Source organism: uncultured Parabacteroides sp., from assembly GCF_902493135.1.
Classification (GTDB): domain Bacteria; phylum Bacteroidota; class Bacteroidia; order Bacteroidales; family Tannerellaceae; genus Parabacteroides.
Genome location: NZ_CABUOD010000032.1, coordinates 14,101 through 39,365, shown reverse-complemented (window position 1 = coordinate 39,365; position 25,265 = coordinate 14,101). Strand labels below are relative to the sequence as shown.

The following is a 25,265-nucleotide window of genomic DNA, read 5'->3' as shown; positions in this document are numbered from 1 at the left end:
TCCGATAGCAATCGGAATGCCTCTTTTTTAATTCTTAATTCTTAATTTTTAATTTACCTAATTCCCAACTTACCCTTGATCGCTTTGGGAAGCGCATCTTTGTGAACGACGATGTTCATAGTCTTGTAGCGCACGAATGCTTTGGATGCATACCAGATGCCTTCATACTTGTTGGAAGTACCCCAAGAGTTCTTCACCATGTAATATTCGTTGCCTTCCTGGTCTTTAGCGATACCATAGATCTGCATGCCGTGGTCATCAGTCGTTTCGTAGTTGTCATAAGCCAACTGACGTTCTTCCTGTGTACACCATTTCTGCGGTTGGGGCTTCGTATTCAGTTTCTTTTCTTCCGGTTTCAATTTCAGCCAATGGGCCATATCGGAACCGCTCAGTTCCTGAACCTTTTCATTATCAGGCATAACAGCAACACCGTCACGTGTAAAGCCGGATTCGCTCACATCAGCCCCCCAGGCAATCGTGTAGCCGGTATTGATAGCATTGTCGAACACTTCCATCAATTCGTCGATAGGCAAGTTGTAAGACAATCCATGACGCCAGTTGTCCTGGACCTCGATCGGGAATTGGGTATAGAACGGACGATGCGTATAAGAAGTCAGGGACACATAGTCGGAAGGATTCAAGCCGGTAGACTTATAGAAAGACTGCGGAGTGTATTCCTTGCCTTTATAAGTAAACTTCTCAGGAGCCTTGCCCAAATAAATTTCGTGAACGGCAGCCACCGCTTTCTTCCACAACATGGCGTTATTTTCATCCGATTGCAATTTACGCAGTTTGCCTTTGGCCACGGCAGCGACCATTGCATCCGTAAGGGCGGAAAGTTCGGTATGGTTGCTCAACGTATCGCCGTACATCACACCCGGACGCATTTCTTCTTCCGGAACCAGGCCGAAAGCCTCCATTCCATACATCACGTCATAGAAAGAACCGCCTTGTGAAAAGGAAACGTCTCCGTGGGTACGCACAGCAGCATCCGCACGATCGAGATAAGTGTTGTAAACCGTAAACATCTCGGATAAATCATATTCACCCTTTCCCATACGGAGCAATTCCGATTCCAGGAATGCCATTGTAGAATAACACCAACAAGTTCCGGCGCGATTCTGGTTCTTAATCGAAGTGATCGGATTCTCCTTTACTGTCGTAAAAACAAACCCTTCTTCCTTTTCTTTCTTCTCTGATTCTTGTGCATGGATTGTTGCGGACATCGTCATGGCGAACAGCATCCCCGCTGCAATAATTGTCTTTTTCATGTAATTCTATTTATATTATGTTATTAGATTAATTTTGAAAGGCAAAGATACGATTAAATTGACAATGAGCAATGGACAATTGACAATTTAAACTGTATCTTTGCCAGACATAACAACTGTAACAGAAGAAAACATGAAGATCACAATTATCGGTGCCGGGAATATCGGCGGTGCCATAGCACGGGGATTGGCTAAAGGCCATATGTTTAAGGCATCGGACATCACTTGCACGGCACAATCGGAAACGACTTTGGAGAAAATGAGGAATACGAATCCGGATTTCGTCCTCTCGCTGGACAATGTAGAAGCGGTCAAAGGCGCCGACATCATCGTCATTGCCGTGAAACCCTGGCGCGTGGAGGAAATCATCGACCAGATCAAAGGCATACTCAACTACGACAAACAAATCATCGTTTCCGTTGCCGCAGGTATCACCTTCGACCTGTTGAACACCTATCTGACCAAAAACACGGGGTTCGACGATTGCTTGGTCACTCCGACTATTTTCCGTATCATGCCGAATACGGCGATCGAAGTGCTTAGCAGCATGACTTTCGTAGCTGCCCGTAATGCGTCCAAGGAGCAAACGGACCTGATCATTACCATCTTCAACGAATTGGGGAATGCGATGTTGGTCGAGGAACGCCTGATGTCTGCCGGAACGGCTTTGGCTTCCAGCGGGATTGCATTCGCCCTGCGCTATATCCGCGCTGCCATCGAAGGGGGGGTTGAATTGGGCTTTTACCCGAAGCAGGCACAGGAAATCGTCGTCCACACGGTGAAAGGGGCCGTCGACCTCTTATTGGAAAACAAAAGCAATCCTGAAATGGAAATCGATAAGGTAACGACTCCGGGAGGTATCACCATCAAGGGATTGAACGAAATGGAACTCTCCGGCTTCACATCCTCCGTCATACGGGGGCTGAAGGCAAGCAAATGATGGGATCTATCAATCATGCCCATCTTCCGGCTTTCTACACCCGGATGTTGCCGTTCTCTACACCCCGATGTTCGGGACGGCTACACCCGGATGTACAGAAAAGCCATATATGTATCACCCGAACACTGATAGGAGGGTGTGATATATATGTGATGCGGGAGTGATACATAAATCCGGCATGTATCACTCCCGCATCACATATATATCAACGTTCACAAGAGAAAGTGTGATAGAGTGACAGAGGATTCGGCAAAAACGGCACGAACCCTCCGGCCTCACCTTATAATCAGTTCAAATGTCAGATCAGAAAGCGTACGATACGCCGATAGCAGGCATCAAGGCGACAGTATCATAATGTCCGCCGAACGTACGGGGCTGTCCCAACAGATCCAGATCCGTATAAGAGCCGTCACGTCCGAAGCCGGTCACATAAGAGAAAGCCACATCCACTGAAAAGTTTGTCAAGGGGCGGAAACTCAAACCGGCTGTAATCCCCAGCTTGTTCATACTCGGAGTTTCAGGATTCAGATAATCGTCCTCAACCGGAGTTTCGTCCAGGTAAGCTCCCAAGCGCACATCCAAACGGCTGGTAGCAGCAAACTGGCCGCCGATGCGATAGGTGCGAGAATTTTTATAGTGCTTCGGAGCATTGATATCATGTTTTCCCAACTCTTCAGCCGGGCTGAAGTTGACGATCAAAGAATTGTATGCTCCCCAGCCTATGAACTGAACTTCGCCAGAGAGCGTCCAACGAGCGGCAGGACAATAGGTCACACCCACGCTCCAAACACTCGGCAACGGCAGTTCGGCAGAGAAAGTCCCTTTATCCAATTCCGGGACTTCAATCTTTTCAGGTACACCGGGAAGTCCTTGCAACTGGCCCAACAATCCGTTTACCTGCTGCAACAAGCCTTTAAATTCCAACTCATTGGCATAATCCAGCGCAATGTCGCCTTCTTTTACCTTTGCCATCACTTTCGAACGATAAGATGCACCGATCGTAATCTTTTCATTCACGTCGAACATCGCACCGATATTATATCCCAAACGCACACCGGCATCCCCTTTCAGACCGACAGAAGCAGCCGATACATAATCATATTTGGCCATAACCTCTTTCAGTTGCTGCGGGATCATTGCCCCCAAAGCCGGATTCCCTGCGGTCAGCTTGCCGGCCAATCCACTCATGGCACCCGGAGCGATCAAAGAACGGTTCAAAGAAATATTGCCAAACTCCATCATCAGGCCCGCTCCGATGCTCAACCGGTCCATGATCTTCCAGGAAATCGTGGGCTGGATATTAAATGCTTTCAAAGATATATCCTGGATAAGATGGGAACCTCTCCAATCATTTCCCCAATGGATGCCGCTTCCAAAAGGAGTATTGACCATTACGCCGGCAGCCAGGTTATCATAAATCTTGAAACCGGCATAAAGATACAAAGGCGTACTGGCCTTATTATCCGTTTCAAAAGAATAATCGTCTGTCAATGATTTATATTTAGCAGTGGCAAACACTCCCGACACGCCTGCCGACAGGTCGATACTACGGTCCATAAATGCCAATCCGGCAGGGTTGAAATGCATACTTTCCGCACCCAGTTTCATTGCGACGCCTACATGCCCCATACCGGCCTGCTTCGTACTCTGTGCGTTTACCTGGTAACCTTCCGCGGCCACATACGTCATTGGAAGCATGGAAAGACATGCCAACGCGATAACTTTCTTCATAAAAACTTTATTTGTTAATACCTATTTCTATTATGCCTTCCCCGACATAAACGGCGGCAAAGATAGATACTTTTTTTAAATATTGCACATTTTCGACGGAAATGTGCCGCACAGATTAATAAAGGTTGTGCAATCACTCCTTTCTGCCTCCTCCAATTTCCAGCTTTCAATTCTCCATTTTCAATTAAAAAAGTATCTTTGCAGGCGAAAAGGAATGTCTCCTTTTCCGTGTGCTTGCTAAACCACGTACTAAAAACAAGAAAGATATGAAACATCAAGAAGCCGCTTTGGTATGCTTCTCCGGTGGACAAGACTCCACAACCTGCCTGTTCTGGGCCAAGAAGCACTTTTCGCGCGTAGAAGCCGTATGCTTTACATACGGGCAAAAACATTCACTGGAAATAGAGGTCGCACGAAAGATCGCAGCCGATGCCTGTGTCCCGTTCCAACTGTTGGACGTGTCGTTGATCAGCCAGCTCGATCCGAACTGTTCGCTGACCAATGCCGGCATTTCAATGGACCGGGAAAAACCGGCAGACAGCTATCCGAACACGTTCGTGCCCGGACGTAACATGGTTTTCCTGACCTTCGCCGCTATCCTGGCACGCAGCAAAGGAATCTTCAACCTGGTAACCGGCGTTTCGGAAGCCGATTTCAGCGGTTATCCCGATTGCCGCGATACATTCGTCCGCTCCCTCAACGTCACCCTGAACCTGGCGATGGACGAACAGTTCGTGATCCATACTCCCCTGATGGACCGGGACAAAAGCGAGGTGTGGGAACTGTCTGACGAGTTAGGCGTCTTCGACCTTGTACGGACCCAAACCCTCACCTGCTACAACGGCGTCATGGCAGAAGGGTGCGGCCATTGCCCCGCCTGCAAACTACGTCGCGAAGGTTTGGAGAAATATTTAAAAAGACGCCGGTAAATCATCATTTACAAGAATAAGGAACAGAAATCATGGATACAAGAAAAGATGAACACGAACTGCACCTGTTAGGCGGTTCAACTGTTTACAAACAAGATTATGCTCCGGAGGTACTGGAAGCGTTTACGAACAAACACCCCGAGAATGATTACTGGGTGCGCTTCAACTGTCCGGAATTCACAAGCCTCTGCCCTATCACCGGCCAGCCGGACTTTGCCACCATCTACATCGATTATATCCCTGATGTGAAAATGGTGGAAAGCAAGAGCCTGAAATTATATTTGTTCAGTTTCCGCAATCACGGGGCTTTCCATGAAGATTGCGTCAATATCATCATGAAAGACCTAATCCGCCTGATGGCCCCCAAATATATCGAAGTCACCGGTGTTTTCACGCCGCGCGGCGGCATCAGCATCTACCCGTATTGCAATTACGGCCGGCCGGGTACCAAATACGAACAATTGGCAGAACAACGGCTTTTCAATCATAAGCCATAAAGGACGATTTTTAAAGTATTCTGCAAAAAAACGGCAATAGGGTAACTACCGTATTGCCGTTTTTTATACATTTGCAAGTAATAAATTCTAAACCTAATATAAAAAATTTAGACCATGAACAAAAGTATTACAATGAAGACTGCTTTGGCAGCTCTCGCTTGTACAGCCTGTATCAGTGCAAGCGCACAAAAACAGTACCCCGAACAGGAAAAGATGAAACCGGGGATGTCCGAATACTGGACACCGCAACCGAAAGTAGTCACTCCGGGTGACATCAAAACAAACAGCGCTCCTTCCGACGCCATCGTCCTGTTTGACGGGAAGGACCTCTCAGCTTGGGAAACACCTAAAGGCGGACCGGCCGAATGGATTGTAAAGAAAGGAGTCTTCACTGTAGACAAAAAGAAAGGAGACATTCAGACAAAACAAAAGTTCGAGAACTTCCAGCTGCATATCGAATGGTGCGTACCTGAAAACATCACCGGCACAAGCCAAGGACGCGGCAACAGCGGTATCTTCCTGCAAGACATGTATGAGATCCAAGTATTGGATTGCTACAACAACGAGACATACGTGAACGGCCAGACCGGCAGTATCTACAAACAAACGCCTCCTCTGGCAAATGCCATGCGCAAACCGGGCGAATGGAATGTCTACGATATCATCTATTCCGCTCCTATCTTCAAGGAAGACGGCACTTATCGTGTTCCGCCACGTGTTACGGTCATTCAGAATGGCGTCGTATTGCAGAATAACACGACCATCCTGGGTACTACGGAATATATCGGTTTCCCGAAAGTAGTAAAACATGGTGCAGGCCCGATCCGCTTGCAGTCTCATGGCGACCCCAGCGAACCGATCAGTTTCCGTAATATTTGGATCAGGGAAATGTAAATAACAGACAATTGGCAATTGACAATCAATCAGAAGTAAATCTCAAATCGTCAATTGCCAATTGCTCAGTCGAGCGTTAGATTAAACTCATCCTTCAACTTAGCCAAAACCGGATTTATATTCAGCAAGTGTTCATACTTCTCTGCCGATGTATAGGCCAAATGTTTCTGATTCGTTTCATCTATACGGACACGCATCTGAATACGGGTATTCTTCAACTGCACCCGCAGATAACTCAATATATCGATACAATTGTTCGTCAACTCATCCTGCTGGCCCGGATTATGCACACATACTTCAAAATAATAATTATCCTGCAAGACCGGCTTACAGTTGATCATCGTATTTTTCAGATATACCTTCTTATCAATCGTAGACGCATAAGCATCCCAGTAATGTACCAATGCCTCCTGGCTGAAAGGATTCTGCATTTCCTGCACCACGGTAGCAGTCTGCGTCGCCGCCTGCGCTTTCGGATGCTCCACCCCTATCTCTTTGATGGAAGTGCCGAACTGAGGCGGACGCGCCACTCTCTTGGGTGCAGACGCCGGAGGAGCCTGCGGAATAACAGTCGGAGAAGGCGGCACATGGGTGGGAACTACCTGTTGACGGGAAGTCGCCCCCGTCATTTCCTGCGGAGATTGTACCGGGCGTTGCAAAGGAGGGGCGGACTGTACGGTGTACGTCTGAGCCGCTACAGCCTGTTGTGATTGCGGTTGGGCAGTAGCCTGCCCCGGTCCGTTGGATGCGATCGGCTCAATCAGTCCTTTTTTTTTATCATCGGCCGGTTGTCCGGCACCGCTTAGCTGGCAAAGCTGGATAAGCGTAAGCTCCAGCAACAGGCGTTTATTCCGGCTGGCACGGTAATTCAGGTCACAAGTATTTGCCAGTTCGATCGCCTTAAATAAAAGCTGGTCGGAGCAGCGCTTTGCCATTTCCTTATATCGTTCGCGGATAGAAGCACCCACTTCGAACAGGATCAAAGTAGCCTCATCCTTGCATACCAGCAAATCACGGAAATGCGATGCCAGACCGGTTATGATATTCTGTCCGTCAAATCCTTTGTTCAATATATCATTCAGGATCAGGATGGCAGACCGGACATTCCCGGAAAGCATTGCATCCGTCAGCCGGAAATAATATTCGTAATCCAGGACATTCAGGTTATCGATAACTGCCTGATAGGTAATATTCCCATTCGTAAAGCTGACCACCTGATCGAAGATGGACAATGCGTCGCGCATACCGCCATCCGCTTTCTGGGCAATCACATTCAGGGCTTCCGGTTCAGCCGTCACCCCTTCGCAGGAAGAGACGTATTCCAGATGTTCCACCATATCGGCAATCGAGATACGCGAAAAGTCGTATATCTGGCAACGGGACAGGATGGTCGGCAGCACCTTGTGCTTCTCCGTCGTCGCCAGAATGAACAAGGCATGATGGGGCGGTTCCTCCAAAGTTTTCAGAAACGCATTGAAAGCCGCCGAACTCAACATATGCACCTCATCGATAATAAAGACCTTGTATTTTCCGATAGGAGGCGGAATGCGCACCTGGTCGATCAGGGCACGGATGTCGTCAACCGAGTTATTGGAGGCGGCATCGAGCTCGTGGATATTATAAGAACGCTGCTCGTTGAAGGCCTTGCAGGATTCGCATTCGTTACAGGCTTCTCCGTCGGCAGTCGGATTCAGGCAATTGATCGTCTTGGCAAAGATACGGGCACAAGAAGTCTTACCCACTCCACGAGGGCCGCAAAAGAGGTAGGCATGAGCCAGCTTGTTACTTTGTATTGCATTTTTAAGTGTAGTTGTCAAGGACTTCTGTCCTACCACACTACGAAAAGTAGAAGGACGGTATTTCCTTGCCGATACAATATAATTATCCATTCTCTGCTTTTTTATTAACAAGACAAAGATAAACAAAATAATTCATTTACCTTTGCAAAAACGAAGTTCCTATGTCACGCATAAAAGACTTTTACAACAAGTATCTATCCAGGATCAATGCCTATTGGCTGGTAACCATCGTGTTCTTCGCTCTGACATTTGCAATGGGCGATAGCAGTCTGTATAAGCGTTATACCTATGATGAAAAGATCCGCAGCCTGGAAAAGGAAATCAAGCATTACCAGAAGGAGATCGAAATCAACAGCAAAAAGCTGAACGATCTGCATACGGATAAGGAAGGCCTCGAACGTTTTGCCCGTGAAGAATATTTCATGAAAAAGTCGAACGAGGATGTGTACATTATTAAGAATAAATAAATGAACGAAAAAGCAAGAACAATCGTTTTCAATATCTCCGCCTTGCTGTTACTCGCCGGTGCGGGATTATATTTAGCATTGCCGGTAATAGCTCCTTACCTGTTCGCCGTCGGGGCGGCCGGCATAGCGGTCAGTTACCTGACAATGCCTACCAAGGATATGGATTTCCGCAGACGCAGGTTGCACCGCTACAATATATTTGCGGGATTGCTGTGCATATTCGCTTCCGCCCTGATGTTCAGCGGACGGAAAGAATGGGTGGTCTGCCTGACCATTTCCGCCTTGCTTCAGCTATACACGGCATTTGTCGCCCCTAAAAAAGAAAACTAAAGACGAAAAATACCTACATATAGTTAGAAGCATTGTCAAAATGGCAATTACAGGAACAATCAAATTACCTAAAATCCGCGATTGATGCGCTTTCCATTTATAAAGACCTTTGCAGCGTTTTACTAACGATACAAAACTCTTTATAAATTGAAAGCGACTATTCTTAAAATTTCCGGTCTATTCATATTCCTCTTGACTGCGATCCCCGCCTCTGCCCAAGACAAGGCGATGATCTCAGGTAAAATCATATCTACGGATAAAGAAACCATAGATTTCGCAACGGTCTACCTGAAAGGAACCACGTATGGCGGAACAACCGACGAACAAGGCATTTACCATCTGAAAGCTCCGGCCGGCGACTATACATTAGTCGTATCCGCCATCGGCTATAAGACGGTTGAGCAACCGGTGAAACTTACCGGCGGCGAAAGGACCAGGCAGGATATCACCATTACTCCGCAATCGACGGAACTGGACGAAGTGGTCGTTGTCTCAAACGGAATAAGCCGTTTGAAACGTTCGGCATTCAATGCCGTAGCACTCGATACGAAAGAACTGCAAAATTCCAACAGAAGCCTGAGCGAGGCACTGGCCAAAGCGCCGGGAATGAAAGTACGTGAATCCGGAGGTGTCGGTTCGGACATGCAACTTACGCTGGACGGTTTCAGTGGCAAGCACGTGAAAATATTTATCGACGGTGTGCCGCAGGAAGGTGTGGGAAGTTCGTTCGGACTGAACAACATCCCGGTCAACTTCGCCGAACGCATCGAAATCTACAAAGGCGTGGTCCCGGTAGGCTTCGGTACGGATGCGATCGGGGGCGTGATCAACATCATCACTAAAAAGAAGCGGGACAGGTGGTTTGTAGACGCCTCCTATTCCTATGGTTCTTTCAATACACACAAGTCTTACGTGAATTTCGGGCAAACGTTCAAAAACGGATTCACCTACGAAATCAATGCTTTCCAAAACTATTCGGACAATGACTACTACGTGAACGCTCCGGTGGAAAACTTCGAGACCGGAAGCATCGACAGAAGCAAGAAGGAACGGGTGAAACGCTTCAACGATACCTACCACAACGAAGCGGTCATCGGCAAGTTGGGGATCGTAGACAAGAAATGGGCAGACCGGCTGTTGCTGGGTTTCACCTATTCCAATATGTATCAGGACATACAGACCGGTGTGCGACAGGAAATCGTTTACGGGCAAAAGCACCGCAAAGGACACTCCTTGATGCCTTCGCTGGAATATGGCAAACGCGACCTGTTCGCCAAAGGGCTGGACATCGTGCTGACCGCCAACTACAATAAAAACCTTACGACCAACGTGGACACTTCTTCTTACGAATACAACTGGCGTGGAGACAAACGCCTGATGAACTCCGCCGGAGAACAGTCAAGACAACATTCACGGGCAGACAACCATAACTGGAACGGCACGTTGACGCTCAATTACCGGGTCGGAAAAATACACACGTTCACCTTCAATCATGTGTTGAACACTTTCCATCGTTCCAACGCCTCCCTGCTTGCGGCCGAAGAGATGAAAAGCGCCATTGCCAAAGAAACCCGTAAAAACATTTCGGGCCTTTCCTACCGGTTGATGCCGTCCGAACACTGGAACTTTTCCGCTTTCGGTAAATACTACGACCAATTTGTAGCAGGCCCGATGGCAACATCGAGCACGCAGGACGAATATGCACGCCAGACACGTTCCGTCAACTCATTCGGATACGGAGCGGCCGGAACCTACTTCATCCTGACAGGCCTGCAGGCCAAGCTGTCTTACGAAAAGGCTTATCGCCTGCCGACCATCGAAGAGATGTTTGGTGACGAAGACCTGGAAATGGGCGAACTGAGCATCCGACCGGAAAACAGCGACAACATAAACCTCAACCTGAGCTACAACAAGACATTCGGAAAACATACCTTGTATGTGGAAGGAGGAGTGGTCTACCGTAATACGAAAGATTACATACAACGTAACATCACTGATTTGAGTGGCGGCAAACAAGCGGCGACCTATATCAACTACGGCAAGGTCGGGACAAAGGGGTTTAGCCTTTCCGCCCGCTACAACTTCGCAGACCGGGTAAGCGTAGGCGGCAATTTTACCCAGATGGACGTACGCGACAAAATGAAGACCTCCATTACCAGCAGCGCTGAAAACCTGGCCTACGGGGAACGGATGCCGAACCTCCCCTACCGGTTTGCGGATGCCGACCTGTCGTTCTACTGGCGTAACCTCTGGAAAAAGGGCAATGTGCTGACCGTGACTTACGACAATCAATACCTGCACAGCTTTACTTACTATTCGGCCGCTATCGGATCGAAAAACAACGACTATGTCGTACCGAACCAGTTTTCCCACAATCTATCTCTCTCCTACAGCCTTCTGAACGGACGGTACAACGTGTCGTTCGAATGCCGCAACTTTACAAACGAAGACCTGTACGACAACTTCAGTTTGCAGAAAGCCGGACGCGCTTTCTATGGCAAAGTGAGAGTCTATTTCGGAAATTAATTCAATTATCACAGTTATTAAATATAAATACATTTATTGCAAGATGAAAAAGAATCATTTATTGACCGGTATTGCCGCAGCCTTGCTGGCGGGTGGACTGTTTGCTTCCTGTAGTGACAACGATATTCCGGTACCGGACGAAGGAGGGAAAGACGAAACCCAAAACACGTTCGTAATCCCCGCTTCCACAACGGCATCCGGGAATACGACCAACGTACTGCTTACAGCCGAAAGTGTGGACGAAGGGACCGTCACGACGTTGAACAACGGCCTCGTGAATGACGGAGCCACACAATGGGTTTTCTATAAAGACCGGTATTTGTATGGCCTGACTTACAATCAGGGAAATGCCGGAGACACACGCTCGTATATCCTGAATACGGACGGCGGACTCGAAGCCCGTTCACAAAGCTATAAGGTCAAACGCTTCACCACCTACGGTGTTTACGACAAATACATCATGACCCTCTCTTCAGGTGACGGCCCGACGGAATGGGCCGACGAGAACGGCTACGTCCCCCAGTCATTCCTGGTTTCCCTTTTAGATGTCGCCGCCCAGACAAAGACGGACAACGACACGAAGGACAAAGCCTATCTGTCCGAAAACTTCTTAGGCAATGGCGAATATATAACATTAGCAGGCATTTTGGAACATAACAGCAAGATCTATAGCGTGGCCGTACCGATGGGATTAAGCCAGTACGGGACAAAAGACGGAAACGGGAAATGGATCCTGCCGGGTAACGAAGACTTGGTGAAAACCGAATCCGGAGGCTCGAACAGCAGCGCTTACGAAAAAGACGAGCTATTGTGGACACAATATCCGAATTCCTGTTGGGTTGCCATCTTCGACGACGAAACATTTACAAATAAGAAAATCATCAAGACCGATAAGATCAGTTACGCTTGCGGCCGTTTCAAATCGCAATATTACCAGATGATCTGGGCGGCCGACAACGGCGACATCTATGTATTCTCACCGTCTTATGCCAAAACGATGACCGACCCGCGTCAGCAGACCCACTTGCCGGCCGGTGTAGTGCGCATCCCGAACGGAAGCGAAGATTTTGACGATTACTACTGTAACCTGGAGGCGCAGAGCAACGGCAACTCCTTCCTCCGCAGCTGGCATATAACAGAAGACTATTTCCTGTTGCTGATGTACGACCGTCCATTCAGCGAAACAGGCTATACGGCAAATCAGTTGGCCGTATTCAAGGCCGGAGCCGAAAAGTTGACTTACGTGACCGGACTTCCTTCGACCGATATAATCTCCGGTTTCGGAAACTCGATACACGTTGAAGACGGCAAGGCTTACATCGCCATAACGACAACCGAAGGCCATCCTGCCATCTACAAGATCGATCCGGCTAACGCCAGTGCTACAAAAGGCGTAACAGTCGAAGCTACCCAAATAACCGGTATCGGCAAACTGACAGCCCAATGAAAAAGTTCTTTGCGAAAATACATGTATGGTTATCGATACCTTTCGGTATCATCATCGCGATCGTCTGCCTGACAGGAGCAATCCTGGTGTTCGAAACGGAGCTACTGGAGCTTTGCTATCCATCCCGCTATTTCGTCAAAGAGGCAAAAGGCGAACCGCTTTCGCCGGCCGCGCTCATGGATACCGCCCGCAGGCAACTTCCCGGCTCCATCAAAATAAACGGAATACGGGTTCCCTCCGACCCCAAACGGACCTACCAACTGATTTTACCCGGGAAAAAGGCTGCTTGCTTTATCAACCCCTACACCGGAGAAATCACCGGCATAGACGATGGGAAAGGGTTCTTTATGAAGATGATGCGCCTTCACCGCTGGCTGCTGGACGAATACAAACGGGATGGAAGTTTCAGCTGGGGCAAAGCTGTTGTCGGATATTCGACCTTAGCACTGGCTATTATTATCATAAGCGGACTTGTCATCTGGTATCCGAGAAACAAGAAAGTGCTGAAAAACCGGCTCAAAATAAAAACGAAAGCCGGCTGGTTCCGCTTCCTGTACGATCTGCATGTCTCCGGAGGTTTTTATGCGGCTTTACTTTTGCTTGTCCTGGCATTAACCGGCTTGACCTGGTCGTTCGGTTGGTATCGTGACGCGTTCTATACCGTGTTCGGCATCAGCACGACTTCCCAACAGGCTCACGCCCCGGCATCTGCCGCCCCTCAGAAAACGGCAGGTGACAGAGGAACGAAGAGACACCCTGAAACCGATTACACACAATGGGGCGAAGTCCTGGCCGGCTTACAAAGCCGTTACCCTGAATATCAATCGATCGCCATCCAGGACGGATCGGCAACGGTTTCTACCGCCAACTATGGAAACACAAGAGGGAGCGACCGTTATTCCTTTGACCCGGCTACCGGCAGGATCACCGAAGCCCTATTATACAAGGACCTTCCCGAATCCGCCAAAATAAGAGGATGGATCTATTCCGTCCATGCCGGAACATGGGGAGGAATGGCTACCCGGATATTAAGCTGCCTTGTTTCACTCTTAGGAGCTGTCTTTGCCATAACCGGCTACTATTTCTGGTTCAGGAAGAAATTCGGAAAACCCGACAAGCCATATCGCAAAACCTATCGGACGACCGGGCACAAGAAAAGCCCTGAATAATGCATAGGGTTACGAGGTCTAAAGCATAGGGTTACGGAGCCTAAAGCATAGAGTTACGGAGCCTAACGCTAAACCATGATCCCACAACGCAAAAAAGGCTGCCTTCGCATATCGCCAGGCAGCCTTTTCCTATGTACTTCTGATTTCTTTATTTGCCGGAAGAGTAGTTTTTATTCAGCACTTCGAGAAATTCGGCAGTGATGTCGTATGCCGGATTAGATAACAAAATGTTGTCACCCATTGTATTGCTGAAAATGATCTGATAACCTTTTGCCTGGTTGAAAGTCGTCAACTGGGCGACGATCGTATCGCGAAGCTGTCCGTTCAGTTCCATCTGCTTGGCGGCCAATTCCTGTTCTTTCTTAGCCGCATAGTTCTGAAGTTCCTCTTGCTTTTTCTGCAAACGGTTTCCTTCTTGCTGCGCCCTTTCCGTGGTAAGGAAAGCATTGGCCTCATATTTACGTTGGAAATCATTCAACTCAGTCCGTAAGGCATTTGACCGCTGGGTCATATCTAAACGATAATCTTCCTGCATCTTGAGGATACGTTCATTCAGATCTTTCGAATAGTTGTAATTCGATAAAAGAGAGTCTACATTCACATATGCTACAGGGAGCAAATTAGTAGAATCTCCCTCCGTTGTGAAAGCCGGAGCTACTGTTGATTCTTTTTTACTGGAAAACTGCATAACAAACAAGATTATGACAGCTACCGCGAGCACACCATTAATAACGTAGTTAATGTTCTTCATAAAGTGTAAATTAAATCTTTATTTTATTTTATTCTTCTATTTCCTTTATCTTATCATATAGATTCTTCCGCAAACCATCGCGCTTATGCTGGGTTTTAGCACAGCATATACCTTTCTCCCTTAGTGCCGCGTTACCCTCAATGTGTGTATTCGGGAACTTCCCTCCCTTTTTGAAAAGAACTTTTACACTGAGCAACACAACACAAATAACAAGAATTATGACGGTAATCAATAACGTTGTAAGCATTTTCTCTATATTTGTGGACGCAAATATAAGAGTTTAAGTGATTGGAAAGTATGTTTTTGATATTTAATTGTACTTTTTTTCATACAACCCCCTGTTTGCACTGGTATTATTAACTATAGAGTAACATCTATAATATATTGTAACATTATGAAGATTACTGATTTAAAGCCTGAAATCGTCTGGAAGTTCTTCCACCAGGTAACACAAGTGCCCCGTCCTTCAAAAAAAGAAGGAAAAATGATCGAGTTCCTTGAATCGTTCGCCAAACAGTATAAAATAGCCATCAAAAAAGATGCCGCAGGCAACATCCTGATGTCCAAACCGGCTACTCCCGGCAAAGAAAACCTGCCGACAGTCGTTCTGCAATCCCATATGGATATGGTTTGTGAAAAGAACAACGGGACCGCACATGACTTCGACCATGATCCGATCGAGACAATCGTCGACGGGAACTGGCTTCGTGCCAACGGTACGACTTTGGGAGCCGACAATGGCATCGGTGTAGCCGCCGAACTGGCCATCCTCGCTTCGGACGATATCGAGCACGGACCGATCGAATGCCTTTTCACCGTAGACGAAGAAACCGGGCTGACCGGAGCCAAAGCACTCGAAAAAGGATTCATGACAGGCGATATCCTGCTGAACCTCGATAGCGAAGACGAAGGTGAAATCTTTATGGGTTGCGCAGGCGGTAAAGACACGCAAGCGGTGTTCCATTACGAATCACGCGAGACCAATCCGGACATGCAATATTTCAAAATCGAAGTGAAAGGGTTGAACGGCGGACATTCCGGTGGCGAAATACATAAAGGCTTGGGTAATGCAAATAAAATATTGGTCCGCTATCTTTACCTGTTGAACAACGAGGTAGATTTCAATCTTTGCTCTATCCAAGGCGGTAACCTCCGCAATGCCATCGCCCGTGAGGCACAGGCCGTCATAGGTCTGCATCCGGCAGACAAGGAGACAGCACGCATCCTCTTGAACCACTACACGGCAGACATTGAAAACGAACTGAAACACGTCGATCCGAATGTACGGATTTCAATGGAATCGACAGACCGGCCGGATACATGCATAAGCGATTTATGGGCACAAAAGATCATCTTGTCATTGCACGCTTGCCCGCACGGCGTAATCGGCATGAGCCACGACATCGAAGGCTTGGTCGAGACTTCCACCAACTTGGCATCCGTCAAGATGGGGCCGGACGATACGGTCATCGTAGGCACAAGCCAGCGCAGTTCCATCGAATCATGCAAGAATATGATCGCCAACCAGGTCGCATCCGTTTTCAAACTGGCAGACGCAATCGTCACTCACGGCGACGGCTATCCCGGCTGGGCGCCTAATCCGGATTCAAAGATCCTGAAAGTGGCACAGGAAACCTATAGACGATTGTTCAACAAAGATGCCAAGATCATGGCGATCCATGCAGGATTGGAATGCGGTTTGTTCCTTGAAAAATATCCGAATCTGGATATGATTTCATTCGGACCGACGCTTCGCGACGTCCATTCTCCCAACGAACGCATACAGATTGATACCGTCGGCTTGTGGTGGTCCCACTTGCTCGAACTATTAAAGAGCATCCCCGCAAAATAAAACGGTACATTTCCCGTTATAGAAAGAGGATTAACATTTGACGGATGTTTTTCCTCTTTTTTTATGTTAATGCCCGAAAACTTATTTATGATAAATTTGTTTTCTTATTGACATTATATGGTAAATAAGATTTACCTGGACTATTAATAATTAATGAAATGAAAAAATTAGCCGCTCCGTTACTCATATTATTCTTTATAATACTCAACCTGTTGTCGTGCGACGGGCTGGACGAGAACTATTCGAGTAACCCCAACCATCGGCTGAGCTTCTCGGTCGACACGCTTTCTTTCGATACGGTTTTCACCACGATAGGCTCCGCAACCAAAGAGTTCATGATCTACAACCGCAACGACCAGCCTTTGCTGATCAGCGAGATCCTGTTGGCGAGCGGTGAAGAGACCGGCTTCCGCATCAACGTGGACGGGCGTAAAGGCGACCATTTCCAGGATGTAAGGATACAGGCAAACGACAGTTTGTATGTTTTTGTGGAAGTGACCGTCAATCCGAACGCCTCCAACCAACCGTTGCTGGTGGACGATTCCATCATCTTCACCACAAACGGGGTCAAACAGTCCGTCCGCCTCGAAGCATACGGGCAAAACGTAAACCTGCATAAAAACGGGCTTATCCTGACACAGGACACGCATTTTACAGCCGAGCGGCCTTACCTTATATATGACAGCCTGGTTATTTCTCCCGATATCACGCTCAGCATCGATCCGGGCGTTACGTTCTATATGCACGACACCGCGAAGGTTATCACATACGGAACATTGCTGGCCAAAGGGACACGCGAAAAGCCGATTGTCTTCCGCGGGGACCGCCTGGATTTCATTCTGAACGATATCCTGCCCTACGACCGGACCCCGTCGCAATGGGGAGGCATTTTCTTCCGGACGGAAAGCTACCATAATATCATGGACAATGTAATCGTGCGAAACGGGAAAACAGGACTGACGTTCGAAAAGTCGTCTCCGGACGAATCCAAACTGAAATTAAGCAATTCCCAGATCACGAATATGGGAGAAAACCTGTTCTTCGCACTCAATTGCAATATTGAAGTGGCCAATACGGAATTGACGAATGCCGGAGGAGGCGTCGTCGTGCTGATCGGCGGAGAATACCGGTTCATCCATTGCACGCTTGCCAATTTCATGACATTGGAAAAACGTTACACGTCTTGCCTCACGATGGCAAACAATGCGAATGAAGAGGCTTATCCGCTCAAAGCGACATTCGACAATTGCATCATCGACGGCAGTTTCGATGCCGGCAAGGATGCATATAAAGGAGAACTCAATCTATCCGTCGACGGTGCGGCATCATTCGAATACCTGTTCAACCATTGCGTAATCAAAACGAATGGCAGCAACAATGACCGCTTCAAAGAGGTATTGTTCACCAATACCAGTCCGTCCTACAGGTTAAAAGGTGGCGAAAAGAACAAATACCGCTTTGATTTCCGTCCGGATTCGACAACCACCTTAGGAGTGGGAAAAGCGGATATCTTCGTTACGCAACAATATCCGGTGGACCGCTACGGCATAAACCGCCTGACAAACGACGGTCCCGATATCGGAGCCTACGAATTCGTACCGAAAGAAGATGGAACAAAATAAAACGATATGACCCGGATCTTAACTATGACGTTTTTTATCCTGACATTGTTTTCCTTTTCTTCACAAGGACAGACAGACTTTCGCGTGATAAGCTACAATGTCGAGAACCTGTTCGACACGGAAGACGATCCGCTTGCCGCCGACAATGACTTCCTTCCCTCCGGCAACCGTCACTGGACACCCGGACGATTTTACCATAAATTACAGCAGCTGGCAAAAGTCATCACGGCAGCGGGAGAATGGAGCACGCCGGCTTTGATCGGACTTTGTGAAGTAGAAAACGATTCCGTACTTGTCCGGCTCCTGGACTTCACTCCGCTCCGCCGGCAACATTACCGCTATTGCATGACGCACGGACAAGACACGCGAGGCATCAACGTGGCATTGCTTTACCAGCGGGACAAGTTCCGCTACCAAGGACACGCGGAGCACCCGGTCCGTTTTACCCGCCAACAGCATAAGCATACCCGCAATATCCTGCATGTATGGGGAGATGTGATTATCGGAGACCGGATCGATGTTTTTGTCTGCCACTTCCCTTCCCGCTACGGAGGAGAAAAAGAAAGCGAACCGGACCGTTCGGATGCGGCACGGACCCTGCGCACATTATGCGACTCGATCCATAGCCTCCGTCCAGCCCCGCACATCCTGATCATGGGAGATTTTAATGATACGCCGGACGACACGAGCATCCGGGAAATATTGGATGCCCATCCGGTTCCAATTCCATGCCTGTCCGATTCCAGTTCCATGCCTATGGAACTCCGGACGGATGCCAGTCCGTCTCTCCATCTATACAATCTATTTGCCGGGAACAGGCCGGGTCTTCCGGGCAGTCATAAATATCAAGGGGAATGGAGCCAGTTAGATCAAATCATCCTGTCGTCCTCTCTCGCCGACACCACCTCCCGGATGCAGGTCATCCCAGGAAGCGCCCGTATCTTCTCTCCGCCATTCCTGCTTACAAAGGATAAAACCTGGCGAGGCGAACGCCCTTTCCGCACCTACTACGGTTTCAAATACGAAGGCGGCTACAGCGACCATCTCCCCTTGATCGTCGACTTTCTACTATTGAAATAAATGATTACTTTTGTTTTTCCAAATACACATACAATATGTACAAACTATATATCGCCATACTGGCTTTTTGCATACAGACAATAAGCGCCCAACAACTCCGTCAACCCTTCGATTTCCCGATCTTGTTGAGCGGTAACTTCGGGGAGTTGCGCAACAACCATTTTCATTCCGGAATAGATTTTAAGACACAAGGGGTGGAAGGGAAACCCGTTCACGCCGTACAGGAGGGATATGTATCACGCATATCCGTCAGTCCGTGGGGATACGGAAACGGCTTATACCTGACACATCCGGACGGGACGACGACCGTCTACGGCCATTTGCAACGATTCGCCCCTTCCATCGCCCGATATATCAAGGCGCAGCAATACGAACAGGAAAGCTTCAACGTGAACCTGTCCCTCGACCCGGACCAACTCCCGGTCAAAAAAGGAGACATTGTCGCCTACAGTGGAAACACCGGAAGTTCGGGCGGCCCGCATCTCCATTTTGAAGTGCGCGACACGGAAAGCGAAGAGGTCCTCGACCCGATCGAATATTTCAAGGAGAAGATAACCGACACCCGCGCACCGAAAATACAGGGAATCCTGATCTGTCCGCAACAGGGCAAAGGAGTGGTCAACGGCAGCAGCCGTAAACTGGAGTTGAAACCGGTCACGGCCAAAAACGGCAAGCAAACCATCACCGGCAAGATCGAAGCATGGGGAGAAGTCGGGCTGGCGGTCAAAGCCTACGATTATATGGATAATACGACAAACATCTACGGAGTGAAAGATATTACCCTCCGTCTGGACAGCCAGACGATCTACCATAGCAACCTGGACCGTTTTGCGTTCGACGAGACCCGCTATTTGAACAGCTACGTCGATTATGAGGAATGGAAAGACCGCCGTTCCTTCTATATGCGCAGTTTCGTCGAACCGGGCAACCGCCTGCGTTTCAGCGAAAGCATCAACCGGGGGATCATTCATATAGAAGAAGAAAAAACCTATCATCTCACGTACACGCTTGCCGATGCATTCGGCAACACCGCCCGCCTCTCCGTTTGGATAGAAGGGAAAGAGCAGGAGATTCCGGAGATCGAGACCGAAGGTACAGAACTGTTTCATTGGATGGCCGACAACCGGTTCGGAGCAAAAGGCATCCGGATGACGATCCCGAAAGGCAATCTGTACGACGATCTGTATTTCCGTTATTCGGTAAAGGAAGACAGCACGGCACTGGCTGATACGCACATGCTGCATAACCGCCCCGTCCCGCTTCACAGCTCGGCGCAACTGTCCTTGCGTTTACGGATCGACACATTGGAAAACAAGCAGCAATATGGTATCGTCCGCACTCAGAAAGGCCGTCAATCCTGGATCGGCGGCACTTACCGGAACGGCTGGATCGACGGCACGATCAAAGAACTGGGCCATTATACGATCGGGCAAGATATCAAAGCACCGACGATCACCCCGTTGGGCGCCGACACGTGGATCAGCAAACAGGCATTCGTTTTCCGCCTGTCCGATAACCTGAGCGGCGTGCAAACCTACCGGGGAGAGATAGACGGGCAATACGTCCTGTTCGAGATGAACAGCAAATCGGTCATTACCTACAAGTTCGACAAGGAACGGCTCGAAAGAGGGAAACACACCCTCAAACTAACCGTTACGGATGCCGCCGGAAACCGGTCGGAATACGAGCATCCCTTTGTCTGGTAAATAAAAAGCCTGAATCTTGGGAATTATCAATTTATTTGTATCTTTGTTCATTTCAAAATCAGGATTTCTTTAAATTAAAAGCAAGACATATAGGTCATGGAAAACAAGGAACTGTTAGAAATGGTAAGAAGCAAGGCGCAAAGCTGGCTTACTAAAAGTTATGACGCTGAAACACGTGCACAGGTGCAGGCTCTGTTAGACAATGAAGATCCGACGGAACTGATCGAATCGTTCTACAAAGACCTGGAATTCGGTACAGGTGGGTTGAGAGGCATCATGGGAGTAGGTTCAAACCGTATGAACATCTACACGGTGGGAGCAGCCACACAAGGCTTATCCAACTATCTGAAAAAGGAATTTGCCGATCTGGACCAGATCAAAGTTGTAATCGGCCATGACTGCCGTAACAACAGCCGCAAATTTGCTGAAATCTCTGCCGACATCTTCTCTGCAAACGGCATCAAGGTGTATCTGTTCGAAGACCTTCGTCCGACTCCTGAAATGTCATATACCATCCGCAAGTTAGGATGCCAGAGCGGTATTATCCTGACTGCTTCGCACAATCCGAAAGAATATAACGGGTACAAGGCGTATTGGGACGACGGCGCCCAGATGATCGCCCCGCATGACAAGAATACGATTGCCGAAGTTAACAAAATCCGCAATGCCAGCGAAATCAAGTTCGAAGGGAACAAGGAACTGATCGAAATCATCGGCAAGGAAATCGACGAACAATATATCAACGACCTGACAAAGATTTCTTTGTCACCGGAATCTATCGCACGCCACCACGACATGAAGATCGTCTATACGCCGATCCACGGAACAGGCGTAACGGTTATCCCGCCGACATTGAAAGCATTCGGCTTCACGAATATCATTCACGTACCCGAACAGGACGTAGTAAGCGGTGACTTCCCTACCGTTGTTTCTCCGAACCCGGAAGAACCGGCCGCATTGGCTCTGGCAGTTGAAAAAGCCAAGGAAACGGATGCAGAGCTGGTGCTTGCTTCCGACCCGGATGCAGACCGCGTAGGTGCAGCCGTCAAGAACAACGAAGGCGAATGGGTATTGCTGAATGGCAACCAGACCGCTTTGATGTTCGTTTACTACCTGATCACCCGCTGGAAAGAACTGGGCAAGATCAACGGCAAGGAATATATCGTGAAGACAATCGTCACAACCGAGCTGATCCGTACGATCGCGGAGAAGAACGGCGTCGAAGTATATGATGTCTACACCGGCTTCAAATGGATCGCCGATGTCATGAAGAAGAACGAAGGCAAGAAGAACTATATCGGTGGCGGTGAAGAAAGCTACGGCTTCCTGTGCGAAGATTTCGTCCGCGACAAAGACGCTGTTTCCGCTTGTGCCATCCTGGCCGAAATCGCAGCCTGGGCGAAAGACCAAGGCATCACGATGTACCAGCTATTGCAGAACATCTACGTTCAGTATGGTTTCTCTAAAGAAAAAGGCATCTCCGTTGTAAAGAAAGGAAAGAGCGGTGCTGAAGAGATCGAAGCGATGATGAAGCACTTCCGTGAAAACCCGTTGCAGGAAATCGCCGGTTCCAAAGTCACACTATTCTACGACTACGCATCCCTGAAAGGCAAAGATTATGTAGAAAACGAAACATTGACATTGGATATGCCGACAACTTCCAACGTCCTCCAATATTTCACTGAAGACGGAACGAAAGTATCTATCCGTCCTTCCGGTACGGAACCGAAGATCAAGTTCTATTGCGAAGTCCATTCCAAAGTGAAGAGCCTCGACGAACTGCCGGCTGCCGAAAAAGCAGGAGCAGAAAAGATCGAAGCGATCAAAGCGTCATTGGGTATCTGATCCCGGACGGGAAGTAACTGAATATTAAAAAGGAGCGTCATGGCAACAGATGGCGCTCCTTCTTTTTTATTCTAAATCTTTTGCCCCGAAACAAAGCGGCAGCAACGACTCGGCACTCTCCGCCACTACGACCTCTTTCTTTCCGCACAATAAGACTTTCATCGGATTGCCATAACGTTGCTCAGTTTCCAACAAGACCTGGCGACACGCCCCGCACGGAGAAATGCTCTCGACCTGCCGGCCATTCGTCACGGCGGCAATGGCCAGGGCGATAACGGGCATATCCGGATATTGATGGCCGGCATGAAACAACGTCACCCGCTCGGCACACAGGCCGGAAGGATAAGCGGCATTTTCCTGGTTGCTACCGGTCACGATCGTGCCGTCCTCCAACAGAGCCGCCGCTCCGACATGGAACTTCGAATAAGGGGCATACGATTGTCCGATCGCTTTTATGGCAGCTTCCATCAACGGCAATTCCTCATCCGGCAATTCAGCAAGAGGATAGATCCGGATTCTTGTCTCCAACTTGATTTCTTTCATAAGGCAGCATTTTAAATGATACAGGCAAAAATACTAAAAATTAAGCCACAATTTGAATGCCGACAGTTTTTCTTCGCTAACCGTCACTTTAGTCTTATAAGGCGGACGTACCGTTACCACGATCTTCCCGTTAAAATAAGGTTCCGCGTGGTCAATGGCATCTATACAAACGATGATCTGCCGGTTAGCCCGGAAGAAACGGGCGGGATCCAACTGGTCCGCCAATTTATTAAGGGACAAATCGACAATATGCTCCTGGGCGTTTTTCGTAACGGCAAACGTCACCTTGTTTTCCGAATAAAAATAGGCTATATCATCTACCCGCAACGTCCAGAAACGATCGACTCCTGAAATCAGAAAGCGGGAACGATAGCGTTTTTCCTTATTTTGCAGCGTATCGAGAAGCATATCCAGATAATCCTGCGACTTGACATAACCGTTCCCGATCATCGTCTCATACTTCTGAATGGCATCCGAAAGCCGCTTTTCGTCTACCGGTTTCAAGATATAGTCGATGCTATTGACTGAAAAGGCGCGGATGGCATACTGGTCGTAGGCAGTCGTAAAAATAATCACGGAAGAAGGGTTCGCCGCCGAAAGGAAATCAAAAGAGTTCCCATCCGCCAACTGGATGTCGAGAAAGATTATATCCGGATGCGGATGCTTGCGAAACCACGAGACCGCTTCGTCGACACTACCCGGCAGGACGACCACGTTCCATTCAGGACGCAAGCGTGTCACCATCGAATTCAACAGACGGGCAGCCGGTACCTCATCTTCTATTATGACTACATTCAATTTACTCATATCAACAACGGTACTTTTACAATAAACATTTCTTTTTCATGCAAGACCAGTATCTCCTCCCCTAACATCAACTTGCACCGGTTCGACAGGTTTTTCAACCCGACACCTGACGACTCCTGGCTTTTCCGGGGCTGCACCAGGTTACTAACCACCAGACGGCCTTCCTCCAAGAAAATATCGATCTTCATCGGCCGGGCGGATGTGATCGTATTATGCTTAATCACATTTTCCACCAGCAACTGTAAGGTAAGCGGAGGAAGCATGGCTTCAGCCAGATCGGCAGGGATATCGCATACACAACTGATGCAATCCCCCAACCTCACCTTATGCAAAAACAGATAAGAATCCAGAAATTCCAATTCTTCAGCGAGAGAGACCAACGTCTTGTCCTGGCTTTGCAAGACATAGCGATACACACTCGACAGGTTTTTCGTGAAACGGACCGCATTATCAGGGTTATACTCGATTTCGGCTATTAACGTATTCAGGCTATTAAACAGGAAATGAGGGTTTAACTGGCTTTGTAGAGCCGCATAACGAGCCGTATTGTTTTCTTTCTGCAACGCGGCGGCCTCCTGCTGCAATTTCAAGGTGCTCTGGATAGAACGGTTTGCCAACAATAAGCCTAAGATGACCAACTCGACCAGCCAGACGAGCAGCAGAACACGCCATCCGCCATTGGGGAAGATAAGCGGATCGTTCATTCCGACCAATATCTTGGCAACCACCAGCAAACTGTAATTCAATAAGAGAAACAGCAACATTACGACCGCATAAATCGAGACAATCTTCCATCTTTTCCGGATATTCAACGCGTACTGGCTATTCATCCACGAACTGATCCGCAACGTCGAATACCCCAAGACATTAAAGGCGGCAATAAAAAAAACAAACGCGCCCTTCGAATACAGAACATCCGCCACGTGGGCGGAAAGTTCCGTATAATTAACGAGTAAGAGATAGGAAAAAGCCCCTAACCCGGAAAACAACAAACCATATAAAATTGCATTCCATTTCATACCCATTTCATCCAAATAAGAGAATATATTACTTCACACA

Annotated in this window: 22 protein-coding genes; 14 read left to right on the top strand and 8 right to left on the bottom strand. The window is 48.2% G+C overall.

The window, feature by feature from the left end; translation table 11 throughout:
* Positions 1-53: 53 nt before the first annotated feature.
* A complete protein-coding gene (locus tag RDN79_RS13875) occupies positions 54-1,271 on the bottom strand; it encodes an aminopeptidase C (RefSeq protein WP_298550767.1) in 1,218 nt (405 codons plus the stop codon).
* Between the two features lie 133 nt (positions 1,272-1,404).
* Here RDN79_RS13875 and proC point away from each other — a divergent pair, with 133 nt between their 5' ends.
* A complete protein-coding gene (gene proC / locus RDN79_RS13870; protein WP_298550769.1) occupies positions 1,405-2,211 on the top strand; it encodes a pyrroline-5-carboxylate reductase in 807 nt (268 codons plus the stop codon).
* A 303-nt stretch (positions 2,212-2,514) separates the two neighbouring features.
* On the opposite strand, the gene RDN79_RS13865 is transcribed toward proC, so the two are convergent.
* Positions 2,515-3,942 (bottom strand): OmpP1/FadL family transporter, encoded by a 1,428-nt coding sequence (locus RDN79_RS13865; protein WP_298550771.1) that lies wholly within the window; start codon positions 3,940-3,942, stop codon positions 2,515-2,517.
* 266 nt (positions 3,943-4,208) lie between these two features.
* On the opposite strand from RDN79_RS13865, the gene queC reads away from it, so the two are divergent.
* The 3 genes from queC (at position 4,209) to RDN79_RS13850 (ending at position 6,262) form a co-directional block, all read left to right on the top strand.
* Positions 4,209-4,871, top strand: a complete 663-nt coding sequence (queC, locus tag RDN79_RS13860; protein WP_298550773.1) for a 7-cyano-7-deazaguanine synthase QueC — start codon at positions 4,209-4,211, stop codon at positions 4,869-4,871.
* Positions 4,872-4,903: 32 nt separating this feature from the next.
* Positions 4,904-5,368: a preQ(1) synthase gene (queF, locus tag RDN79_RS13855; protein WP_298550775.1), complete on the top strand. Its 465-nt coding sequence runs from the start codon at positions 4,904-4,906 to the stop codon at positions 5,366-5,368.
* A gap of 114 nt (positions 5,369-5,482) precedes the next feature.
* Positions 5,483-6,262, top strand: coding sequence for a DUF1080 domain-containing protein (locus RDN79_RS13850; RefSeq protein ID WP_298550777.1), 780 nt, complete (start codon positions 5,483-5,485; stop codon positions 6,260-6,262).
* Between the two features lie 65 nt (positions 6,263-6,327).
* On the opposite strand, the gene RDN79_RS13845 is transcribed toward RDN79_RS13850, so the two are convergent.
* The gene (locus tag RDN79_RS13845; protein WP_298550779.1) at positions 6,328-8,151 is read right to left on the bottom strand and encodes a DNA polymerase III subunit gamma/tau; all 1,824 of its coding nucleotides are present in this window, start codon (positions 8,149-8,151) and stop codon (positions 6,328-6,330) included.
* Positions 8,152-8,222: 71 nt separating this feature from the next.
* Between RDN79_RS13845 and RDN79_RS13840 the strand changes: the two genes are divergently transcribed.
* From RDN79_RS13840 to RDN79_RS13820, 5 genes are all read left to right on the top strand, one after another.
* The gene (locus tag RDN79_RS13840; protein WP_298550781.1) at positions 8,223-8,528 is read left to right on the top strand and encodes a septum formation initiator family protein; all 306 of its coding nucleotides are present in this window, start codon (positions 8,223-8,225) and stop codon (positions 8,526-8,528) included.
* Positions 8,529-8,858: a hypothetical protein gene (locus RDN79_RS13835; RefSeq protein WP_298550783.1), complete on the top strand. Its 330-nt coding sequence runs from the start codon at positions 8,529-8,531 to the stop codon at positions 8,856-8,858.
* A gap of 228 nt (positions 8,859-9,086) precedes the next feature.
* Entirely contained in the window at positions 9,087-11,384 is a 2,298-nt protein-coding gene (locus RDN79_RS13830) for a TonB-dependent receptor (RefSeq protein ID WP_298550833.1), read from the top strand.
* A gap of 43 nt (positions 11,385-11,427) precedes the next feature.
* Entirely contained in the window at positions 11,428-12,831 is a 1,404-nt protein-coding gene (locus tag RDN79_RS13825; RefSeq protein ID WP_298550785.1) for a DUF4374 domain-containing protein, read from the top strand.
* Entirely contained in the window at positions 12,828-14,000 is a 1,173-nt protein-coding gene (locus tag RDN79_RS13820; protein ID WP_298550787.1) for a PepSY domain-containing protein, read from the top strand. The genes RDN79_RS13825 and RDN79_RS13820 overlap by 4 nt, the downstream gene beginning before the upstream one ends.
* A gap of 148 nt (positions 14,001-14,148) precedes the next feature.
* On the opposite strand, the gene RDN79_RS13815 is transcribed toward RDN79_RS13820, so the two are convergent.
* The gene (locus RDN79_RS13815) at positions 14,149-14,751 is read right to left on the bottom strand and encodes an OmpH family outer membrane protein (protein ID WP_288651146.1); all 603 of its coding nucleotides are present in this window, start codon (positions 14,749-14,751) and stop codon (positions 14,149-14,151) included.
* A gap of 28 nt (positions 14,752-14,779) precedes the next feature.
* Positions 14,780-14,998, bottom strand: coding sequence for a hypothetical protein (locus tag RDN79_RS13810; protein WP_298550793.1), 219 nt, complete (start codon positions 14,996-14,998; stop codon positions 14,780-14,782).
* 147 nt (positions 14,999-15,145) lie between these two features.
* Between RDN79_RS13810 and RDN79_RS13805 the strand changes: the two genes are divergently transcribed.
* From RDN79_RS13805 to RDN79_RS13785, 5 genes are all read left to right on the top strand, one after another.
* A complete protein-coding gene (locus RDN79_RS13805; RefSeq protein ID WP_298550794.1) occupies positions 15,146-16,603 on the top strand; it encodes an aminoacyl-histidine dipeptidase in 1,458 nt (485 codons plus the stop codon).
* A 158-nt stretch (positions 16,604-16,761) separates the two neighbouring features.
* On the top strand, positions 16,762-18,225 hold the full coding sequence (locus tag RDN79_RS13800; RefSeq protein ID WP_298550796.1) for a hypothetical protein: 1,464 nt from the start codon (positions 16,762-16,764) through the stop codon (positions 18,223-18,225).
* Between the two features lie 6 nt (positions 18,226-18,231).
* Entirely contained in the window at positions 18,232-19,305 is a 1,074-nt protein-coding gene (locus tag RDN79_RS13795) for an endonuclease/exonuclease/phosphatase family protein (protein WP_298550798.1), read from the top strand.
* Positions 19,306-19,340: 35 nt separating this feature from the next.
* The gene (locus tag RDN79_RS13790; protein WP_298550800.1) at positions 19,341-21,011 is read left to right on the top strand and encodes a M23 family metallopeptidase; all 1,671 of its coding nucleotides are present in this window, start codon (positions 19,341-19,343) and stop codon (positions 21,009-21,011) included.
* Between the two features lie 96 nt (positions 21,012-21,107).
* Complete coding sequence (locus tag RDN79_RS13785; RefSeq protein WP_298550802.1) at positions 21,108-22,856, top strand: phospho-sugar mutase; 1,749 nt, start codon at positions 21,108-21,110, stop codon at positions 22,854-22,856.
* 66 nt (positions 22,857-22,922) lie between these two features.
* Here the strand turns inward: RDN79_RS13785 and cdd are convergent, their stop codons facing one another.
* The 3 genes from cdd to RDN79_RS13770 are packed head-to-tail and all read right to left on the bottom strand — an operon-like array spanning position 22,923 to position 25,225.
* Positions 22,923-23,399, bottom strand: a complete 477-nt coding sequence (gene cdd / locus RDN79_RS13780) for a cytidine deaminase (RefSeq protein ID WP_298550804.1) — start codon at positions 23,397-23,399, stop codon at positions 22,923-22,925.
* A 33-nt stretch (positions 23,400-23,432) separates the two neighbouring features.
* Positions 23,433-24,206, bottom strand: coding sequence for a LytTR family DNA-binding domain-containing protein (locus tag RDN79_RS13775; protein ID WP_298550806.1), 774 nt, complete (start codon positions 24,204-24,206; stop codon positions 23,433-23,435).
* Positions 24,203-25,225 carry a sensor histidine kinase gene (locus RDN79_RS13770; RefSeq protein ID WP_298550807.1) on the bottom strand — a complete coding sequence of 341 codons (1,023 nt, stop codon included), beginning with the start codon at positions 25,223-25,225 and terminating at the stop codon, positions 24,203-24,205. The genes RDN79_RS13775 and RDN79_RS13770 overlap by 4 nt, the downstream gene beginning before the upstream one ends.
* Positions 25,226-25,265 lie beyond the last annotated feature (40 nt).